Source organism: Eubacterium sp. BIOML-A2 (assembly GCF_009680135.1).
In the GTDB taxonomy this organism is placed as follows: Bacteria; Bacillota; Clostridia; order Lachnospirales; family Lachnospiraceae; genus Faecalicatena; species Faecalicatena contortus_B.
Genome location: NZ_WKZK01000068.1, coordinates 1 through 16,741, shown reverse-complemented (window position 1 = coordinate 16,741; position 16,741 = coordinate 1). Strand labels below are relative to the sequence as shown.

18 protein-coding genes are annotated in these 16,741 nt (G+C 43.8%); 16 read left to right on the top strand and 2 right to left on the bottom strand.

Annotated features, from left to right (window positions below; all coding sequences use genetic code 11):
* Window positions 1–68: 68 nt before the first annotated feature.
* A complete protein-coding gene (locus GKG43_RS19690; RefSeq protein WP_025656528.1) occupies window positions 69–590 on the bottom strand; it encodes a hypothetical protein in 522 nt (173 codons plus the stop codon).
* A 215-nt stretch (window positions 591–805) separates the two neighbouring features.
* Here GKG43_RS19690 and GKG43_RS19685 point away from each other — a divergent pair, with 215 nt between their 5' ends.
* The 11 genes from GKG43_RS19685 to GKG43_RS19630 all read left to right on the top strand — a co-directional run bounded on the left by GKG43_RS19685 (window position 806) and on the right by GKG43_RS19630 (window position 10,541).
* Complete coding sequence (locus GKG43_RS19685) at window positions 806–1,780, top strand: ABC transporter permease (protein WP_055155143.1); 975 nt, start codon at window positions 806–808, stop codon at window positions 1,778–1,780.
* A gap of 53 nt (window positions 1,781–1,833) precedes the next feature.
* Complete coding sequence (locus tag GKG43_RS19680; RefSeq protein WP_025656530.1) at window positions 1,834–3,330, top strand: sugar ABC transporter ATP-binding protein; 1,497 nt, start codon at window positions 1,834–1,836, stop codon at window positions 3,328–3,330.
* A 13-nt stretch (window positions 3,331–3,343) separates the two neighbouring features.
* The gene (locus GKG43_RS19675) at window positions 3,344–4,348 is read left to right on the top strand and encodes an ABC transporter permease (RefSeq protein ID WP_025656531.1); all 1,005 of its coding nucleotides are present in this window, start codon (window positions 3,344–3,346) and stop codon (window positions 4,346–4,348) included.
* 163 nt (window positions 4,349–4,511) lie between these two features.
* The gene (locus GKG43_RS19670; RefSeq protein ID WP_055155142.1) at window positions 4,512–5,657 is read left to right on the top strand and encodes a substrate-binding domain-containing protein; all 1,146 of its coding nucleotides are present in this window, start codon (window positions 4,512–4,514) and stop codon (window positions 5,655–5,657) included.
* 139 nt (window positions 5,658–5,796) lie between these two features.
* Entirely contained in the window at window positions 5,797–6,237 is a 441-nt protein-coding gene (locus tag GKG43_RS19665) for a hypothetical protein (protein WP_050640098.1), read from the top strand.
* Between the two features lie 310 nt (window positions 6,238–6,547).
* Window positions 6,548–7,402, top strand: coding sequence for a C39 family peptidase (locus GKG43_RS19660; protein ID WP_055155141.1), 855 nt, complete (start codon window positions 6,548–6,550; stop codon window positions 7,400–7,402).
* A 383-nt stretch (window positions 7,403–7,785) separates the two neighbouring features.
* The gene (locus GKG43_RS19655; protein WP_082202903.1) at window positions 7,786–8,127 is read left to right on the top strand and encodes an ABC transporter permease subunit; all 342 of its coding nucleotides are present in this window, start codon (window positions 7,786–7,788) and stop codon (window positions 8,125–8,127) included.
* Between the two features lie 6 nt (window positions 8,128–8,133).
* Window positions 8,134–8,679, top strand: a complete 546-nt coding sequence (locus GKG43_RS19650) for an alpha/beta hydrolase (protein ID WP_055155140.1) — start codon at window positions 8,134–8,136, stop codon at window positions 8,677–8,679.
* 10 nt (window positions 8,680–8,689) lie between these two features.
* Window positions 8,690–8,923, top strand: a complete 234-nt coding sequence (locus GKG43_RS19645) for a hypothetical protein (protein ID WP_055155139.1) — start codon at window positions 8,690–8,692, stop codon at window positions 8,921–8,923.
* A gap of 59 nt (window positions 8,924–8,982) precedes the next feature.
* Window positions 8,983–9,321 (top strand): hypothetical protein, encoded by a 339-nt coding sequence (locus GKG43_RS19640; protein WP_050640093.1) that lies wholly within the window; start codon window positions 8,983–8,985, stop codon window positions 9,319–9,321.
* A 449-nt stretch (window positions 9,322–9,770) separates the two neighbouring features.
* On the top strand, window positions 9,771–10,541 hold the full coding sequence (locus GKG43_RS19630) for a hypothetical protein (protein WP_278314209.1): 771 nt from the start codon (window positions 9,771–9,773) through the stop codon (window positions 10,539–10,541).
* A 78-nt stretch (window positions 10,542–10,619) separates the two neighbouring features.
* Here GKG43_RS19630 and GKG43_RS19625 read toward each other — a convergent pair whose 3' ends face one another.
* Window positions 10,620–11,489: an AraC family transcriptional regulator gene (locus GKG43_RS19625; RefSeq protein WP_129879686.1), complete on the bottom strand. Its 870-nt coding sequence runs from the start codon at window positions 11,487–11,489 to the stop codon at window positions 10,620–10,622.
* Window positions 11,490–11,714: 225 nt separating this feature from the next.
* On the opposite strand from GKG43_RS19625, the gene GKG43_RS19620 reads away from it, so the two are divergent.
* From GKG43_RS19620 to GKG43_RS19600, 5 genes are read left to right on the top strand one after another with little or no spacing between them, the layout of a single operon-like run.
* Window positions 11,715–12,707, top strand: coding sequence for a sugar ABC transporter substrate-binding protein (locus tag GKG43_RS19620; RefSeq protein ID WP_050640090.1), 993 nt, complete (start codon window positions 11,715–11,717; stop codon window positions 12,705–12,707).
* Window positions 12,708–12,726: 19 nt separating this feature from the next.
* Entirely contained in the window at window positions 12,727–14,220 is a 1,494-nt protein-coding gene (locus GKG43_RS19615) for a sugar ABC transporter ATP-binding protein (RefSeq protein ID WP_050640089.1), read from the top strand.
* Window position 14,221: 1 nt separating this feature from the next.
* The gene (locus GKG43_RS19610) at window positions 14,222–15,175 is read left to right on the top strand and encodes an ABC transporter permease (protein ID WP_050640088.1); all 954 of its coding nucleotides are present in this window, start codon (window positions 14,222–14,224) and stop codon (window positions 15,173–15,175) included.
* 23 nt (window positions 15,176–15,198) lie between these two features.
* A complete protein-coding gene (locus GKG43_RS19605) occupies window positions 15,199–16,302 on the top strand; it encodes a uroporphyrinogen decarboxylase family protein (protein WP_070102528.1) in 1,104 nt (367 codons plus the stop codon).
* Between the two features lie 13 nt (window positions 16,303–16,315).
* On the top strand, window positions 16,316–16,663 hold the full coding sequence (locus GKG43_RS19600; RefSeq protein WP_050640086.1) for an L-rhamnose mutarotase: 348 nt from the start codon (window positions 16,316–16,318) through the stop codon (window positions 16,661–16,663).
* Window positions 16,664–16,741 lie beyond the last annotated feature (78 nt).

Sequence of the window (16,741 nt, the reverse complement as noted above, 5' to 3'; positions counted from 1 at the left end):
TTTCAATTTAATAAAAAGTTCATAAATACTATACTATGAATAAATCTTGATTGTAAATGTTTGTTGACTCAGTTTTCTGTTTCTTTGGTGGATACTTCCGGATTGAGATAAGAATACTGAAGAGCCTGCTGGGTGTCGGTAGTAACAACCATTAAAAGGATATTACCGTTTTCAAGATACCAGACATCGCCGTAGTTGGTGGGATTCTCCGAGTCATAACCGCTTTCGCCGTAGGTATCTTCCACATCCTGATGGATTTTATTATAGGTGTCCTTCAGTGTTTCTTCATCGTCTGTACCGAAGGCCCAGGCAACACACATTAGTTTGTCGTTGTCGTCGAACATGTATTTTACGGTTCCGTCCTGATCAAGATAGTTCTTGGCGAACTCATAAGTGGTTCCGTTATATATGGATTCATAGGTTGTATAGTCATCGCCTTCCTCGGCGATCACATCTTCAACAGAGTTCTCCCAGGTCATCTCCGTAAATGGAGATTTGACAGCCTGCGGCTGTTTCTTACATCCTGTAAGAGCGGTTATGGCAAGAACGATAATCAGTGATACAGAAAAAAATGTACGTAAGTGTTTCATGTGAACCTCCTTTTTGTTGCTCATCCTGAGCGGCAAGATAAACGTATTATAATCATGTTTTTCCGGAATTGCAAGTGTAGCTTTCACGAAATGATATATAAGACGGGGAGAAGCGGGGATATGCAGATACGTACGAGACAGCATTTGAAACAGGATGAGAGAATTGATGCAGCATCTCTGAAAGCAGCAAGATTAAAGAAGTAGGAGGAAGAAAAGTGGAAAAGATTAAACAAAATCCTTTTGTAAAAAAGGTGGGGTTTAACAGGGTTGTGTTATGCTTTGTTTTGATTCTTCTGTACGGATTCTTCTGCGCGATGACGCAGGGAGATTTTGCAGGAATCAGCCGTATTCTGAGTGCCCTTAACTATGCATATTTTCTTGGATTTTTATCATTGGGGGTTACTTTTGTAATTGCAACAGGGGGAATTGATTTCTCCATCGGGCCGGTTATGTTCTGCTGTGCGCTCGTTTCCGGATTCAGCCTCATTACATATGGAGTCCCGATGCCGTTAGTTATGGTGATCAGTATTCTGGTCGGCCTTCTCTTCGGTATCTTCAACGGTTACTTGGTAGCATACTGGTCCGTACCGTCATTCATTACATCCATGGCGAGTATGAATATCGCAAAAGGCCTCGCATCTGTATTTACAAAGACACAGTCTGTAAGCTGGCCGCAGTCTTCCGCAGAGGGCGGATGGTACAGATATCTGGTTAAGATGGGGGGCATCCCGACAGGACTGATTATCTTCCTTATAGTGGCAATTATCTGTGCGATTATTCTGAATAAGACCAAAATGGGACGTTATATCTTATCACTGGGAAGCAATAAAGAAGCAGTAAGGCTTTCCGGCGTTAACGTTAAGAAATGGGAAATGACAGCATACGTAATCTGTGGAATTTTGGTTGGAATCGGAGCACTCTTCTATGTATCTGCTTACACAACAGTTCAGCCTGGATATGGCGATCAGTACAACAACGAAGCAATTGCAGGATGCGTAATGGGAGGAACTTCCATGGCAGGCGGGCTTGCTTCTATCAGCGGAACAGTAATCGGTGTGTTCATCATCGCTCTGCTGCAGGAAGGTATTCTGGCTCTTGGCTTTTCAAAAGATTATCAGCTTATTATTACAGGTATTATTGTTATTGTCGCAGTATTCAGTGATGTTGTCGCAAGACGCAGAAAGAACTAATAATGATACATGGAAATCTGAGAATGAAGAAATAGAAAGGCAAGGGTAAAAGAATGGGCGAAGTTATATTAACGATGAAAGATATTGATAAATCTTTCCCAGGTGTTCATGCGCTGGACCACGTAGACCTGGAAGTCAGAAAAGGTGAAGTCCTTGCGCTGATGGGAGAGAACGGTGCCGGTAAGTCTACACTGATGAAGGTGTTGACAGGTATCTACAAAAAAGATTCCGGTACAATTACATATGAAGGAAAAGAAGTAGAATTTTCAAGTACAAAAGAGGCGCAGGATGCAGGGATTGTTATTGTGCATCAGGAACTGAATATGCTGGGCCATCTGACGGTTGCACAGAACATCTTCATCGGGAGGGAGTTCAAAAAGGGCATCCGCATCGATGACAAGAGGATGAATGATGAGGCCAGAAAGCTTTTCCAAAGACTGAATATAGATATTGATCCAAGAGAGACCATGAGCAGGCTGACCGTAGGAAAGCAGCAGATGTGTGAGATTGCAAAGGCAATTTCCCATGATGCGAAGGTGATCGTATTCGATGAGCCATCCGCAGCGCTGACAGAGACTGAGATTCAGGAACTGTTCAAGATTATCCGTGATCTGAGAGAAAAGAACATGGGTATTGTGTATATCTCTCACCGTATGGATGAGATCAAAGTGATCACGGACAGAGTTACCGTCATGAGAGATGGTGCCTATGTAGGAACTCTGATCACAAAGGACAGTACAAAAGACGATATCATCAACATGATGGTCGGCCGTGTTATTTACGAAGATCCGAAGACCCAGAGCATGGTGCCGAAGGATGCACCGGTAGTGCTGAAGGTAGAAAATCTGAATGCCGGAAAGATGGTACAGGATGTGAGCTTCGAACTCCATAAGGGAGAAATCCTTGGATTCTCAGGGCTTATGGGAGCCGGACGTACAGAGACGGCGCGTGCGCTGTTCGGTGCGGACCCGATCGACAGCGGCAACATCTATATTAACGGCAAGAAAGTAACAATCAACACTCCGCAGGATGCGGTTAAAAATGGTATCGGTTATCTGTCAGAGGACAGAAAGAGATACGGAATCGTAGTACAGAAGACTGTTGCCGAGAATACGACAATGGCGACACTGGAAAACTACATGAGCGGTATCTTTATAGATAAGAAGAAAGAGAAAGAGGTTGCGGAAAAGTACGTAGAGTCATTGGCAACCAAGACACCGGATGTAGATCAGCTTGTAGTGAACCTGTCAGGTGGTAATCAGCAGAAAGTCGTTATTGCAAAATGGCTGACAAGAAACTGTGATATCCTGATATTTGATGAGCCTACCAGAGGGATCGACGTTGGTGCCAAGAATGAGATTTATAAGCTGATGAATAAGCTGGCAGCAGATGGAAAAGCCATTATAATGATTTCTTCTGAGATGACGGAAATATTACGAATGAGTGACAGAATCGTCGTAATGTGTGAAGGCAGGAAGACAGGTGAGCTGGATATTTCCGAGGCAACTCAGGAAAACATCATGAATCTGGCTACACGAGAGATAGAGTAGGGAGGATAATAAAATGGCTAATAATACAACAAAAACGGCTGGCAGAAACAGGTCGGTAATTGACAGATTGGGAGGGCAGAAATTCATTGTTCTTCTGGTTGTAATTGCTTTATTCATCTTCTTCTGCGCACTCAGCCCGAATTTTAGAAAGTATACCACTTTTCTTAGTATACTGGATTATTCATATTATATCACTTTGATGGCAATAGGGGTTGCGTTCCCGCTGATGACGGCAGGTGTTGACCTTTCCATTGGTACCGGACTTATCTGTTACTCACTGGTTGGCGGATACCTGATTACATTCCAGGGTTGGCCGACTTGGGCAGGAATCCTTGCAAGTATCGTATTCGGTATGGCAATCGGCGTTCTGAACGGATGCCTCGTAGCATTAATGGATTTACCGCCGTTTCTGGCGACGCTCTGTACCTGTATGATTACAAGGGGACTTGGTTCCATTATCGTTGGAAGAGTCGGAATCTCCTGGCCGGCAGCAGCTGCTGAGGGAGGATGGTTCAGAAGCATCTTCAAGATACAGGTGAACGATATGAACATTCCGATTGGTTTCCTGTGGATTATCATCATCGTAATCATCATGACTTTTGTCCTGAATCATACAAAGATCGGACGCTATACGCTGGCAATCGGAAGCAACAAAGAAGCAACCAGATTATCAGGGGTTAATGTTAAATTCTATCATATACTTACCTATGTGATTTCCGGATTCTTCGCAGGACTTGCAGCGATTTCCTATTCCGCTATTTTTGCAACGGTTCAGCCGGGAACAGGCGCCGGATTTGAGTTGGAGGCTATCGGCGGAGCGATCATCGGCGGAGTATCCATGTCTGGCGGTGCAGGAAGCATCACAGGAACGCTGGCTGGTGTATTTGTTATCTGTCTCTTGAAGACAGGTCTTCCGTTCATCGGGCTGACAGCAAACTGGCAGCAGATTATTACAGGTCTTGTTCTGATTGCGGCTGTACTTGTAGATATGCTCAAGAGGAAAAAAGACCAGGCATAACCGAAGGAGCGGAGGTAACAGAAATAAAAAGTTTCAGTAATCAAATTTTCAGTAGTAAACCTATTAATGATAGATAGCAGCCAGTGCCGGTTCCGGTTGGGGACTGGAGACGGCAGAGGGGCTGTTACTATAAAAAACCATTTTATGTCAGGAGGACAAAAATATGAAAAAGAAAGTTTTAGCAGTATTACTTAGTGGATGCATGGTAGCAGGACTGCTTGCAGGCTGCGGTGGAAAGAAAGAGGAAGCAAGCGACAAAGCAGCTGGCACCGACACAAAGACTGAGGATACAAGCGAAGGTTCCGACAAAGGCGGCGGAGATTACAGCTTCGAAGTTATCGTTAAGAGCTTCCAGTCATCATACTGGCAGGCAGCCGTACAGGGAATTAAACAGGCAGAAGAAGAACTGGGTGTTAAGACGAATACAACAGGACCAAACGCGGAGTCTGATATCGCTGACCAGGTAAACATGCTGACCAGTGCAATCAATAAAAACCCAGATGGTATCGCTCTTGCAGCTTGTGACCAGAATTCAGTTCTGGACGCTCTGCAGACAGCACTTGATAAAAAGATCCCGGTAGTTTGCTTCGATTCAGGTGTGCCGGATGCTCCGGAAGGATCTGTATACGCTACAGTTGTAACAAACAACGGCGCAGCAGGCGCTATTGCAGCTGATAAGATTTATGAAGCAGTAAAAGACAAAATTGCAGATGCTAAAAAACCAGTCAGAGTCGGTGAAGTTAACCAGGATGCAACATCTGCCAACATCACAGAGCGTGGTCTTGGATTTATCAACAGATTCAAAGAACTGGCTGAAGCAGACGGAAAGAAAGTTGCAGTTGTAGGAAATGACTACTTTGTAGGTAAAGTAGAAAACAATGGCGATGAGAAATCAGCAGATGTCATCATCGAAGTTGCAGTACCGGCTCAGACAACAGTTGAACTGTGTGCTACAGAGGCTTCTAACATCATGAACAAAGACGACACAATCGCTATGTTCGGTTCAAACCAGGTATCTGCAGAGGGTGTTCTGACAGCAAACCAGAACCTGAGCGTATTAGGAAGCGATCCTGAGAAAAACATTATCGCAGCTGGATTCGATGCTGGTTCTACAATCAAAGCAGCAGTTAAAGACGGAACATTACTTGGCGCTGTTACACAGTCTCCTCTGATGCAGGGTAAATTATCTATCGAAACACTGTATAAGATCTGCGAAGGCGAAACAGTAGAAGATATCGAGACAGATGGTTACTGGTATGATTCCACAAATATGGAAGAAGCAGACATCGCTCCAAACCTTTATGACTAATTCATAGAGGTACAGTCGAATAAACTGTAGTGATTCAGGAGGAACCGGGGGTGTCCCGGTTCCTCCTTTCTAAAAGACATCCCGTTTAAGGAAATGAAAGTAGATTGAGATCAGAAAGAAAAGGCGCAGGAGGAGAGATATGCTTCAGGGGATAGAAACTGTCTTTGATAATAAGGAAAAGATGTTGGGACATCTGAAAAAGAAGTCCTATGAAAAGAACACGGCTGAATTTCTTGAAAGGAACGGACATTATTTTCAGGAAATGGCAGAGTATGTCGCTCAGGCAGAGGACAAAGAAGCTGCCGCCAGGGAAATTGGGGAATGCCTGGTGAAGGCAGTGAATGATCACTTTTCTAATAAGAAGGGAAAGATTGACTCCCGTACGCAGGTAGATTTGAATTTCTTTATGATCTACTACGTTTTTCCGTCAGTTCTGGGGCTGGAAGGGGATGACTCAAACCTGATTGCAGAGGGGATCTGCAAGGTATGGGGAAAGAGTTTTAAAGAGAGTAATATTCAGTATACGGATTATGACTCATTATATCAGTCTTTCCGGGAAAAGATTTTTGGTATTTTCTAAGCGGCCCGATGCGTCAGACAGAGACGGGAGGCCTGCCTCTGTCAGTTTTCGGCATAAAGGTGTGGTATGTATCAAAGAGGTTGTGCGGACATCAGAGGAATGTAGATAGAATAAGGAACGCCGATGCATTCGGTGTTCCTTTTATTTTGCTGCTTTTCACTGATGAAGTTGTGAATAGCAGAGAGAAAATTTTAACAAATTGTTAAATATTTAAGAAAATGTTAAATTATGATGGCTTTTATGTTAAGATAGAACCAATAACATAGAATTGAAATCAAAAAGAGTGACATACAATTGGAGAAAAGATAACATGGAAAACTGGAAGCAGGAGAGAAAGGCGAGGCGTAAGAAGCAGGTTCGCAGGCAAAAGCAAATATTAGCGGCACTGCTGCTTATGATCGTATTTATAGTATCAGCAGCTCTTAAACCAGAGACTAAGGAAATTGTTAATAATACTGTCCAGGCAAAAGAAAGTAAAGAAGTTAAGAATACTACGAAAACTATTACGAAAAAGCGGACCCTTGAACAGGTGAAAAAAGATGCTGAAGAGAAGGGGTATCCTGCTGATGTAATTGGGTTATTGGATAAAAATGAAGAAACACTAACATTTGTAGATAACTACGGGACGAAAAAAAATCAGGCATATGCGGATAATATAGAAAAAGATTTGACGCCAGGAGAGATTCCGCATCTGCTTCAATGGGATGAACGCTGGGGATATGCTTCTTACGGCACAAGCATTCTCGCAGTCAGCGGATGCGGTCCGACCTGTATGGCGATGGTTGTGGCAGGGCTTACGCAGGATTCCTCTGTTACACCTGTGAAGCTGGCTCAATATTCGATGGAACACAATTATGTGGACGAGGCGAATGATACATATTGGACATTTATGGAAAATGCGGGTACTGATTGGAACGTAAACTGTTATGGCGGAATGCTGGATGAAGAGCAGCTGAAAGCGGAACTTGAAGCAGGACATCCGATTATCTGCAGTATGGGGCCGGGGGACTTCACCCAGAACGGCCATTTTATAGTCATGACAGGTTATCATGACGGATATGTCAGTATAAATGATCCTTTCAGTATAACCAGAACGGAAAAAGAATGGGTGTTTGGAGAGATTGCAGATCAGATTAAAGCAATGTGGGTCTATTCGGTAAATTAATTTTGGCAGAATATAGGTTTTCAGTTGTAATATAAGATTAGAATTAATGAAAGTGTAAATCAAGGCAGGATTACACTTTCTTTTTTATGATATAGGAAATTTCTCTGGAATTTTCTATATCATAAAAACCCTCCGGGGGATGCACACGCCGCCATAAGGTATATAGCCGCAAGGCGGCATCGCGGCGGCGCCAAAGTGTGCAAGCCCCTCATGAATGAGGGGATAGGGAGTTGAGGTGGGCTTGCCCACTTTGTTCCGCTCAGAGAAGAAATTGTCAAACAACAGGAGCACAAGGCATCGGGTATAAATGATATGTCGCCGGTCAAGTAGACAGGCCACAGAAATGTTATGTTGCGAAACGGGTTCATAATTGTGCTAACACGATACCAATTGAACTTGAAGAGGCCGTGCTGCTTGAAGGATGTGGAAGATTTAAGCTTTTAGGGAAGATTGTGGTTCCCCTTCTTAAGCCAATACTGGCAACTGTAGCGATTTTAGATGCACTATGGACATGGAATGAATTCAATATATCACTCCTGATTTTACAAAAAAATGTAGTTAAGACAATTCCGCTGCAACAGTATGTATTCTTTGGTGAGCATGCATCAAATTATAATATGGCATTTGCAGCAGCTGTCATATCAATGCTACCTATTGTTATCTTCTTTATTTTGGCTCAGAAGAAGATTGTTGCAGGTATGACAGCCGGAGCAATTAAGGGATAAAATTATATGAAGAAAATCTTAGAAGTAGAAATTAAGGACGATATCCTAACTTTGGCATCAGATATAGTATATGAACAAAAGTTAGACTGGTGTAATGCGACAGTGCGACCTTTGAAATTATCGCTAATTCGTCCAAGAAATTATTTTAATTATGACTGTAGCGCCACATATCCTTTATTAGTATGGATATGCGGCGGGGGATTTGCAGGTGTTGACCATAATGTGTGGGTGCCGGAATTAGTATATTTTGCTAAGAGAGGTTTTGCAGTTGCATGCATCAGCTACAGTGTAAAAGACGAAACTCGTTTTCCTGAACGCGAAACTGAAGTGAAAAGTGCAATCCGGTATTTAAGAGCCCATGCAGGTATGTATAATATTAATACAGATCATATTGTAATCATGGGAGAATCCGCCGGAGCTTATCTGGCAGCGTTTACTGGTCTTACAAATAAAGAACAGGAGTATGAAAAAGGCGATAACCTTAATGAGGATAGTTTTCTCATTACGAAAGTGCTGGCAGGCAATTTGTGGATCGGAACAAACAAAAAATGACTTCTATAAAATGGCAGCTGTTACAGACAATGTTTCCGAACTCTTCCCTCCAGCTTATATATCAGATGCCGGTGTAAATTCATTTTCGGAACAGGCTAGAAGATTTTATAGTAAATTAAATACTGTTGGTGTTATGGCAATGTTGAACATTTATTCTGGAAACAATCCGGAAATTTCTCATGGATTTGAATGCATTGATACTGTATATTCTAGGGATAATGCAAATAAAATGATTGCTTTTTAAAAAAAAGTATTAAATGATTGATAATATTTACGCCAGAAAAGAGTGTGCAAGGAGGAAAAATGAAAACAACATATTGGATCTGGTATCCAGCTGATTTTGAGCTCTATCATGCAATGAAACAGAATTTTAGCCGTGTGGAAAGAGGACTAGGATGGCCGGCATTCTGGAAGAGCGAAGGATTTAGGAACAGAGTGGTATTTCGACGTACATATTCGCTTAAGAGAGAGACGGCATTCACCGTATATTCAAAGGCGATTGGTTTTATTTTGGTAGGAGAAAAGAAAGATCCATTTGGCAAGATGATTACCTGCGGGCCTGGAAATGTGAAGATATCAGTGCACGCTGGATGCATCGAGTGTTTTCCAAGTATTTATATAGATAGATCACTGTTATTATAGCTGTCAGCCAGATGAAAAGACAGGCAGATGTCCCAGATGTGCGGTTCATTTTGCATATATTCCCGGGGTGAAAACTGGTGAGGCCAGCATACGGGCGGTTACATTCTGTGAGGAGTGCGATCCAGAAGTATCTGAGGAAGATCAGTATGATATGTACGGAGACCGATTTGGATATAAATATAGTGAAGCAGTTTAATTTTCATGTCAATCGCTTCATGAAGGTTCTTGCTTTGAGTGTGTTTATGTATTTCAGGGGAGTGCGGAATTTTGGCTGTTAGATAAAAAGTTTCAATTAAAGCCCGGTGATTTTTTCTTTCATGCACCGGGGGATGCCTATGCAGTTAGTGCAGAGTCTAACAGCATTGTTATTAATATGAATATGAGGAGAAGCTATATTTATAAAGCATACCCAAGGCTTTTTTTCCAGTGCCCGCTGGCACTGAATTTTTTTGACAGTCATTCCGGGGGCCGAGAATCTGAAACAAATCTCTTTTCGGAAGATAGGTATGGTGTATGATAATATTCTTGCCTGTGGCATGAAACCATATGTTGAATTATCATTTATGCCAAAGCATCTGGCTTCATCAGATGCCAAATGCGGGTTTTATTATGGCGGCTGTATTGCACCGCCAAAAGATGAAAAAGAATGGACAGACTTTATTTTATTGTTTGTAAAGTACCTTCTGAACCGCTATGGCGAAAAAGATGTGGAAAGCTGGCCCTTTGAGATATGGAACGAGCCGGATGTTTTTGTGTTTTGGGCAGGGGCTAAAGAGCAGTATCACCGATTATATGAAATTACGGCAAAGGCAGTCAAGGCTGTAGACAGCAGAATCCAGGTAGGGGGACCGGCGGCATCAGGCAGTAAGTGGGTAGGATGTTTTATAAGATACTGTGAAGAGCAACAAGTGCCTGTTGACTTTATCTCCAGCCATCAATATGCAGGAGATCCGATCGGCGGTGTGAACGCCTCCTCAGACTTAGAAGCGGAAGAATATGCGGAGGCTGTTGCAATCGGCTTAAATGGGAATACCAACTTATTTGACGGGCTTGAAGGCGGTAATCTGATTGATGGAATTCGCTGTCTTATGCCGGACAAATCTGAAATTATGGAAATACCTAATACAGGGTTCCGTCAAAATGCTGCAATTGTGAGAGAACAGGCTAACGGACGTCCGGTCTATTATTCGGAGTGGAACGAAAACGCTATTTTTTCATGATATAGGAAATTGCAGAGCGTATTTCCATATGTAAAGAGGGTACAGCAAAAGCAGCAATACTGCGTTTTAGGGCTCGGCTCACATGCACTGCCTGTAAGCGAGCGGATTCATCTGCACTTGTTTTTTGAAGCACCGTATAAAGGTATTGGCAGACTGAAAGCCAACCTGCTCTGCAATATCCGCAATTTTCATATCGGTGTTGATCAGCAGGTCTTTTGCTTTGTTAATCCGGAACGTCAGCAGTGTCTCATGGATTGTTGTTCCGGTATTTGTCTTATAAAGCCTGGAAAGGTAGTTCACATTTAAATACACATGTTCCGCGATATCATCAAGAGAGATCGCATTCTGGTAATTTATAGTAATATAATTGTCTACTGCTTTCAGGGTTTCTTTCGTGGATTCATCTATCCTTTTTTCCGAAGCATTGCAATTTAACAAAATGTCAGTCAGTAGATCCGTAATAATCTTGTTTTGAATAAAACTGGAACGGATACCGGCGATAAAGGAAATATTAATGTTGTGTTCGATACACGTACGGATATTGTCTGTGCTTTTAAAATGCAGTACGCGGAATTCCGGTGCGGATATCATGGTATAGTAGGTTTCTGCCGCCCTGCCTGCAAAACGCAGATAATAAAGCTCCCACGTATCCTCTTTTGTCCGGTAAGAGTGGGGGATATTACAGTCGATGAGGACAACAGAATTGGTATCCAGGGTATAAGTTTTATTATTGATATCCAAAATTCCACAACCCCTGATTGTGTAGATAATAAGATAACCTTCTAAAACACGGTTCACAGTATAATAATTCCGGTTGCAGAAAAAGTGTCCGGAGCAGTAAGAGAAGAAAGGCATACTCTCTGTTTTCTCAGAAAAATAGAAGATTGTGCTGTAAGAATCTTCGCCAATATCCAGATTATATTCTCTGTTTGCTTCTTTAACATTCATAGTAGATCCTCCTGTTCTCTTTTTTTGAGTCTAGCACAATTATGTGCAAAATGATACGAAAAACAAGCAAAAAGAAAGCAGAACTATACAATAAGTCAAAAAATGAAGCCGTGAAGTCAAAAAACAGCGATGATTTGAGGTGAAATGTGTGATAACATCTGGATATAAACTAGAAAACGGACAATCGATTGTAAACAGTTTTCCAAAAAAACAGGAGGAAATCAAATGAAGAACATGAAAAAGTGGATGTCGGTTATATGCAGTGCAGCGATGATCGCCGGTCTGGCAGCCTGTGGAGCAAAGGATGCAGGGACAGAAGATAAGGGTAAGGAGCCTGCCGGAGAAAAAGAGAAGTTTAAGGTGGCGTTTGCCAGCCTGTGTGAGGATAATGATTTTGGAATTTCATCAAAAGAGAGCTTTGTGAAGGAAGCCGAGGCCATGGGCTGGGAGCTGGTTGTTCTGAATAACAATTATGACGGAGCCACGGCAATTCAAAATATGGATACAGTACTGACCCAGGAGTGCGATGGCTTTGTCAATTTCCAGGTAGATGCAGGGGTTGCACAGACAATTGCCGATATGGCGACAGAGGCAGAACTTCCGATGATTACCGTTGACTGCCCGCACCCCGGTATCCCGTTTTTCGGAGCAAACAATAAGGAAGCAGGGCTGATCGTCGGAAATGCACTGGGAGAAAAAGCGGCGGATACATGGGAAGGCAAGGCAGATCTGATCGTCCTCTGCGGCGCCCCGGGTTCCGGGGAGGTGGTAGATCTTAGGATGCAGGGAATTGCCATAGGTATCAAGGAAACATTAAAAGATGAGGATATTGAAGTCCTTGAACTGGATGGAAAGAGCGAGATTGAGACATCCCAGAAGGTCATAGCGGATGTGCTGACAGCCAACCCGGATAAGAAACATATCCTGATCGGATGCCTGAATGACCAGAGTGCACTTGGTGCATATAATGCGGTAGAAGCAGCGGGACGAGAATCCGATGTATACATAGGAAGCCATGGGTGTGACGCTCCGGCGATTGAAAACCTGAAAAACAAAGAAGAGAACTGCTGGATTGGAAGTGTTGCATATTTCCCGGAACGTTACGGCGAATATCTTGTACCTCTGATGGATGATCTGCTTCATGGCAAAGAGATTCCGGAAGAGAGCTTTCCGGACCATGTATTTATTGATAAATCCAACATTGACGAGTATTACTAAGGCCCGGGGAGGTGGGAATATGGACAAGGAGCAGACCTTATTAGAGATGAAAGGCATTATAAAGGTATTCCCCGGCGTGAAAGCATTGGATAACGTGGATCTGGAAGTGAAAAAAGGTGAGGTACTGGCCCTGCTCGGTGAAAACGGAGCAGGGAAGTCCACTCTCCTGAAGATATTGTCCGGCGCCTACCAAAAAGACGAAGGAGAGATCTTCATTGAGGGGCAGAGGTGCACGATAGACAACCCTTCGGATGCGTACAACCTGGGAATCCGGATTATTTATCAGGAATTAAACTATATTCCGGACCTTTCCGTGGCAGAAAACATTTTCCAGGGTAATCTTTTCTATAATAAGTTCCATTTCGTGGACTGGAAGAAAACAAATGCAGAGGCCGGGAAACTACTGGAAAAAGTGGGGCTGCATATTGACGTGACCCGTCCCATCGGGGAACTGTCGGTTATGGAAAAGCAGTTGATCGAGGTGGCAAAGGCGCTCAGCACGGAAATGAAAATTCTGATCATGGACGAACCTACTTCTTCTCTGAATGAAAAGGAAGTAACCAGCCTTGTGAAGCTGGTCAGGGAGATTGCGGCAAAAGGGATCGGCGTAATCTTTATATCCCACAGGCTGGAAGAACTGTATCTGGTGGCGGACAGGATCACCATTATGAGAGACGGCCAGTATATAGGCACAGAGGATATGAAAAGTGTTTCAAGAGAGCAGCTGATCCGGATGATGGTAGGCCGGGAAATGAAGGATATGTTTGTAAAGGAAGCGGCCAAACCGGGAGAAATTGTCTTTGAGGCGAAGGGAATTACAACAAAAGCAGTCACAGATATTACCCTGCATGTGAAATCAGGAGAAATCCTTGGAATCTATGGACTGATGGGCGCGGGAAGAGAAGAGATGGCGGAAACATTTTTCGGTCTGCACCATATTACATCAGGGAGCCTGTTTATGGAAGGAAACCAAATTAAAGTGGATCATCCCAGAGAGGCAATTGCACGTGGAATCGCCTATGTGCCGGCGGAAAGAAAGAGCGACTCTCTGATTCTGATACAGACGGTTCGGGAGAATACGACAATGGCATCACTGGACAAGATTACGAAAAAAGGAATCATCAGCCGGTCAGAAGAAAGCCGGATTACGAAGAAATGGATTGAAAAGTTCGGGATCAAGACACCTACAGGGGAGACCGTCATAGAAAACTTAAGCGGAGGCAACCAGCAGAAGGTGGTCATGGGGCGTTGGATGGAAATGAAGCCCCGGCTTCTGATTCTGAATGACCCCACAAGGGGCGTAGATGTGGGAGCCAAATCCGAAATTTATAAAATCATTGACGAGCTGTGCAGGGCAGGAACGGCAATCATCATGATCTCTTCGGATATGTCGGAATTGCTGTCCATGTCAGACCGGGTGGCTGCCATGTCGGAAGGAAGAATCTGCGGGGAACTGTCCAGGCAGGAAGTAACACAGGAAAAATTAATGGAATTAGTAGTAGGAGGGAAATAGGGTGTTGAAACAGACGAAAGTGAAAAAGAAATTGACGACAGAGGTAGCCCTCTTAATTGTCCTGGTAATTATGCTTATTGTGTTCAGTATATTGTCTCCCTATTTCTTTTCTCTGTCCAACTTCATGAAGGTGGGGCTTTATACGGCCCAGATGGGAGTTATGGCAGGAGGGATGACGCTGGTTCTGCTCTCAGGCGGGATCGACGTATCCGTGGGATCGGTGATGGCGCTGGTCGGAATCATAGCGGGCCTCATCATGCAGTCGGGAGGCAATACGTTCCTTGCAGTGGCAGCCGGGATTCTTGCAGGAGGTGTCTGCGGGCTGGCGAACGGGATGATTATTACAAAAGGACATGTGAATGCGTTTATAACGACATTGGGCACGATGACAATTATACGCGGTCTGGCACAGATATTTTCGGGAGGAAAGACAATCCTGATCCAGAATACTACATACAATGCAATTGGCAGAAAGTATATATTGGGAATTCTGCCGCTGCCCGTATTGATTATGATCGTGGTATTTATCCTGTTTTGGTTTATTCTGAAATATACAAAGTTCGGCCGTCAGGTCTATTCCATAGGTGGGAATGAAAAATCGGCATATCTGTCCGGAATTAAAGTAGTTCCTACCTACCTGTGGATCTATATTATCATGGGATTCTGTGCAGGCATATCAGGAATTATGCTGTCCGCACAGTCGGGCGCAGGAATTCCCAGCGCGGCGGCAGAGATCAACATGGAGACCATATCAGCCGTCATACTGGGCGGGACCAGCTTGTCGGGAGGAAAAGGCAAACTGATCGGAACCGTGATGGGGGTATTGATACTGGCTACATTATCAAATGGCCTGAACCTGCTCTCCGTGCCATCCTTCTACCAGGAGGTAATCAGAGGTGTTGTACTGATTATGGCAGTGATTTTTGACATGATGAAAGAACGGAAGAAAGACTAATAGAAGAAGGCGAGGAAAACGATATGAATTCAAGAGAAAGAGTAATGCGCGCATGGAAGCTGAAGGAAGGAATGCCGGACAGGATTCCGATACAATTTGATTTATGCAGGAGCCTTCAGGATCACTTTGCACAGGAGCTGGGAGTGGAGTCCAGGTATACGGATAACATATTTGAAGACGTGACCTATCGGATCAGCGGCAATGAAGTACGGCTGGCCATGGGAAGCGACCTGGTGATTGTCGGAGCGAGTGAGGCCGCAGAGTTCCAAAAAGTAATTGAAGCAGACGGAACCTGGTACAATGAATACCATCAAAAGCTGAAGCAGGGCCCTCTTTACGTAGAAACGGTAGAATTCCCCCTTGCGGAAGCCGAGACAAGAGAGGACATCGACGCATTTGAGTGGCCTGACCCACACGACCCAAGCAGATATATTGACGCCGAATACTATGTGAAGAAATATAAAGACGAGTATTTGGTGATCGGGGATATTGAGGTCACAATTCTGTCCCTGGCACAGCAGTTGGTCGGTATGGAGAAGCTTCTTGTGGATATGGCCATGGAAGAGGAATATGTGGAATACCTGTTTGAAAAATGCGCAGAGTTCCAGACCGAGATAGGAAAAGAACTGATACGCCGTGGAGTCGATGCCATCTGGGTGGGAGATGACTTTGGTTCCCAGACCAGCCTTCTGTTTTCTCCTGATATGTTCAGAAACATGCTGAAACCGTATTATGTTCAGATGATAAAAGATTTGAAAAAAGAGAGAGAAGATATCCTCTGCATCCTTCACTGTGACGGTGCCGTAAAACTGCTTCTGCATGATATCAAGGATATTGGATTTGATGTATTTAATCCGGTACAGCCCGGAGTACCGGGACATTCCCCGAAAGAGCTGAAAGATGAATTTGAAGATCTGCTCTGCTTCTGGGGGGCAATCGACCAGCAGTATCTATTGCCTAATGGTACAGATGAAGAGGTTGAGGCAGATATCAAAGAAAAGTGTGAGGTGCTGGGAAGAAACGGAGGATATGTCATCTCGCCGGCCCATATTATACAGGTCGATGTTACGCCTGAGCGAGTGAAGTTCTTTATAGAAAAAGCAAAACAATATGGTAGATATGAATAAGGAGGAACGGAGTATGGAACGACTTCTGATGGTGATAAAGGTGAAACCTGAAATGCGAAATGCATATATTGCAATCCACCAAAATCCATGGCCTGAAATGCTGAAAGCAATCAGGGATGCAGGATTCATTAATGAACTGATCTGGTACTTTGAGGATCAGTCGATTATCTACTTTGAATGTGAGGACGGAGATTATGAGGCGGCAAATGAGAGACTGAGGGCCACGGAAGTGTGTAAAAAGTGGGATCTGACGGTAGGGGCTTGGTTTGCGGGGGAGGGGGTAATGCCTGGGAAGATCTTCGAATTAAATCGGGATTTAGCGACGAGCTTTAGCCTCGGCGCGGATGGGGACGCTCCATAAAGGGATAGCCGAAAACCTCCCGGAGAACATCCATGTCCTTTCAAAAACGCGGCCGCGGACCTAAGAAATTCTAGGCGG

What these genes read in the sequence shown, in the direction of transcription:
- GKG43_RS19670 (WP_055155142.1), top strand. Translation starts at nt 4,512, where the DNA reads ATGAAAAAGAAAGTTTTAGCAGTATTACTTAGTGGATGCATGGTAGCA.
- GKG43_RS19660 (WP_055155141.1), top strand. Translation starts at nt 6,548, where the DNA reads ATGGAAAACTGGAAGCAGGAGAGAAAGGCGAGGCGTAAGAAGCAGGTT.
- GKG43_RS19680 (WP_025656530.1), top strand. Translation starts at nt 1,834, where the DNA reads ATGGGCGAAGTTATATTAACGATGAAAGATATTGATAAATCTTTCCCA.
- GKG43_RS19640 (WP_050640093.1), top strand. Translation starts at nt 8,983, where the DNA reads ATGAAAACAACATATTGGATCTGGTATCCAGCTGATTTTGAGCTCTAT.
- GKG43_RS19605 (WP_070102528.1), top strand. Translation starts at nt 15,199, where the DNA reads ATGAATTCAAGAGAAAGAGTAATGCGCGCATGGAAGCTGAAGGAAGGA.
- GKG43_RS19645 (WP_055155139.1), top strand. Translation starts at nt 8,690, where the DNA reads ATGGCAGCTGTTACAGACAATGTTTCCGAACTCTTCCCTCCAGCTTAT.
- GKG43_RS19600 (WP_050640086.1), top strand. Translation starts at nt 16,316, where the DNA reads ATGGAACGACTTCTGATGGTGATAAAGGTGAAACCTGAAATGCGAAAT.
- GKG43_RS19690 (WP_025656528.1), bottom strand. Translation starts at nt 590, where the DNA reads ATGAAACACTTACGTACATTTTTTTCTGTATCACTGATTATCGTTCTT.
- GKG43_RS19650 (WP_055155140.1), top strand. Translation starts at nt 8,134, where the DNA reads ATGAAGAAAATCTTAGAAGTAGAAATTAAGGACGATATCCTAACTTTG.
- GKG43_RS19620 (WP_050640090.1), top strand. Translation starts at nt 11,715, where the DNA reads ATGAAGAACATGAAAAAGTGGATGTCGGTTATATGCAGTGCAGCGATG.
- GKG43_RS19615 (WP_050640089.1), top strand. Translation starts at nt 12,727, where the DNA reads ATGGACAAGGAGCAGACCTTATTAGAGATGAAAGGCATTATAAAGGTA.
- GKG43_RS19625 (WP_129879686.1), bottom strand. Translation starts at nt 11,489, where the DNA reads ATGAATGTTAAAGAAGCAAACAGAGAATATAATCTGGATATTGGCGAA.
- GKG43_RS19665 (WP_050640098.1), top strand. Translation starts at nt 5,797, where the DNA reads ATGCTTCAGGGGATAGAAACTGTCTTTGATAATAAGGAAAAGATGTTG.
- GKG43_RS19675 (WP_025656531.1), top strand. Translation starts at nt 3,344, where the DNA reads ATGGCTAATAATACAACAAAAACGGCTGGCAGAAACAGGTCGGTAATT.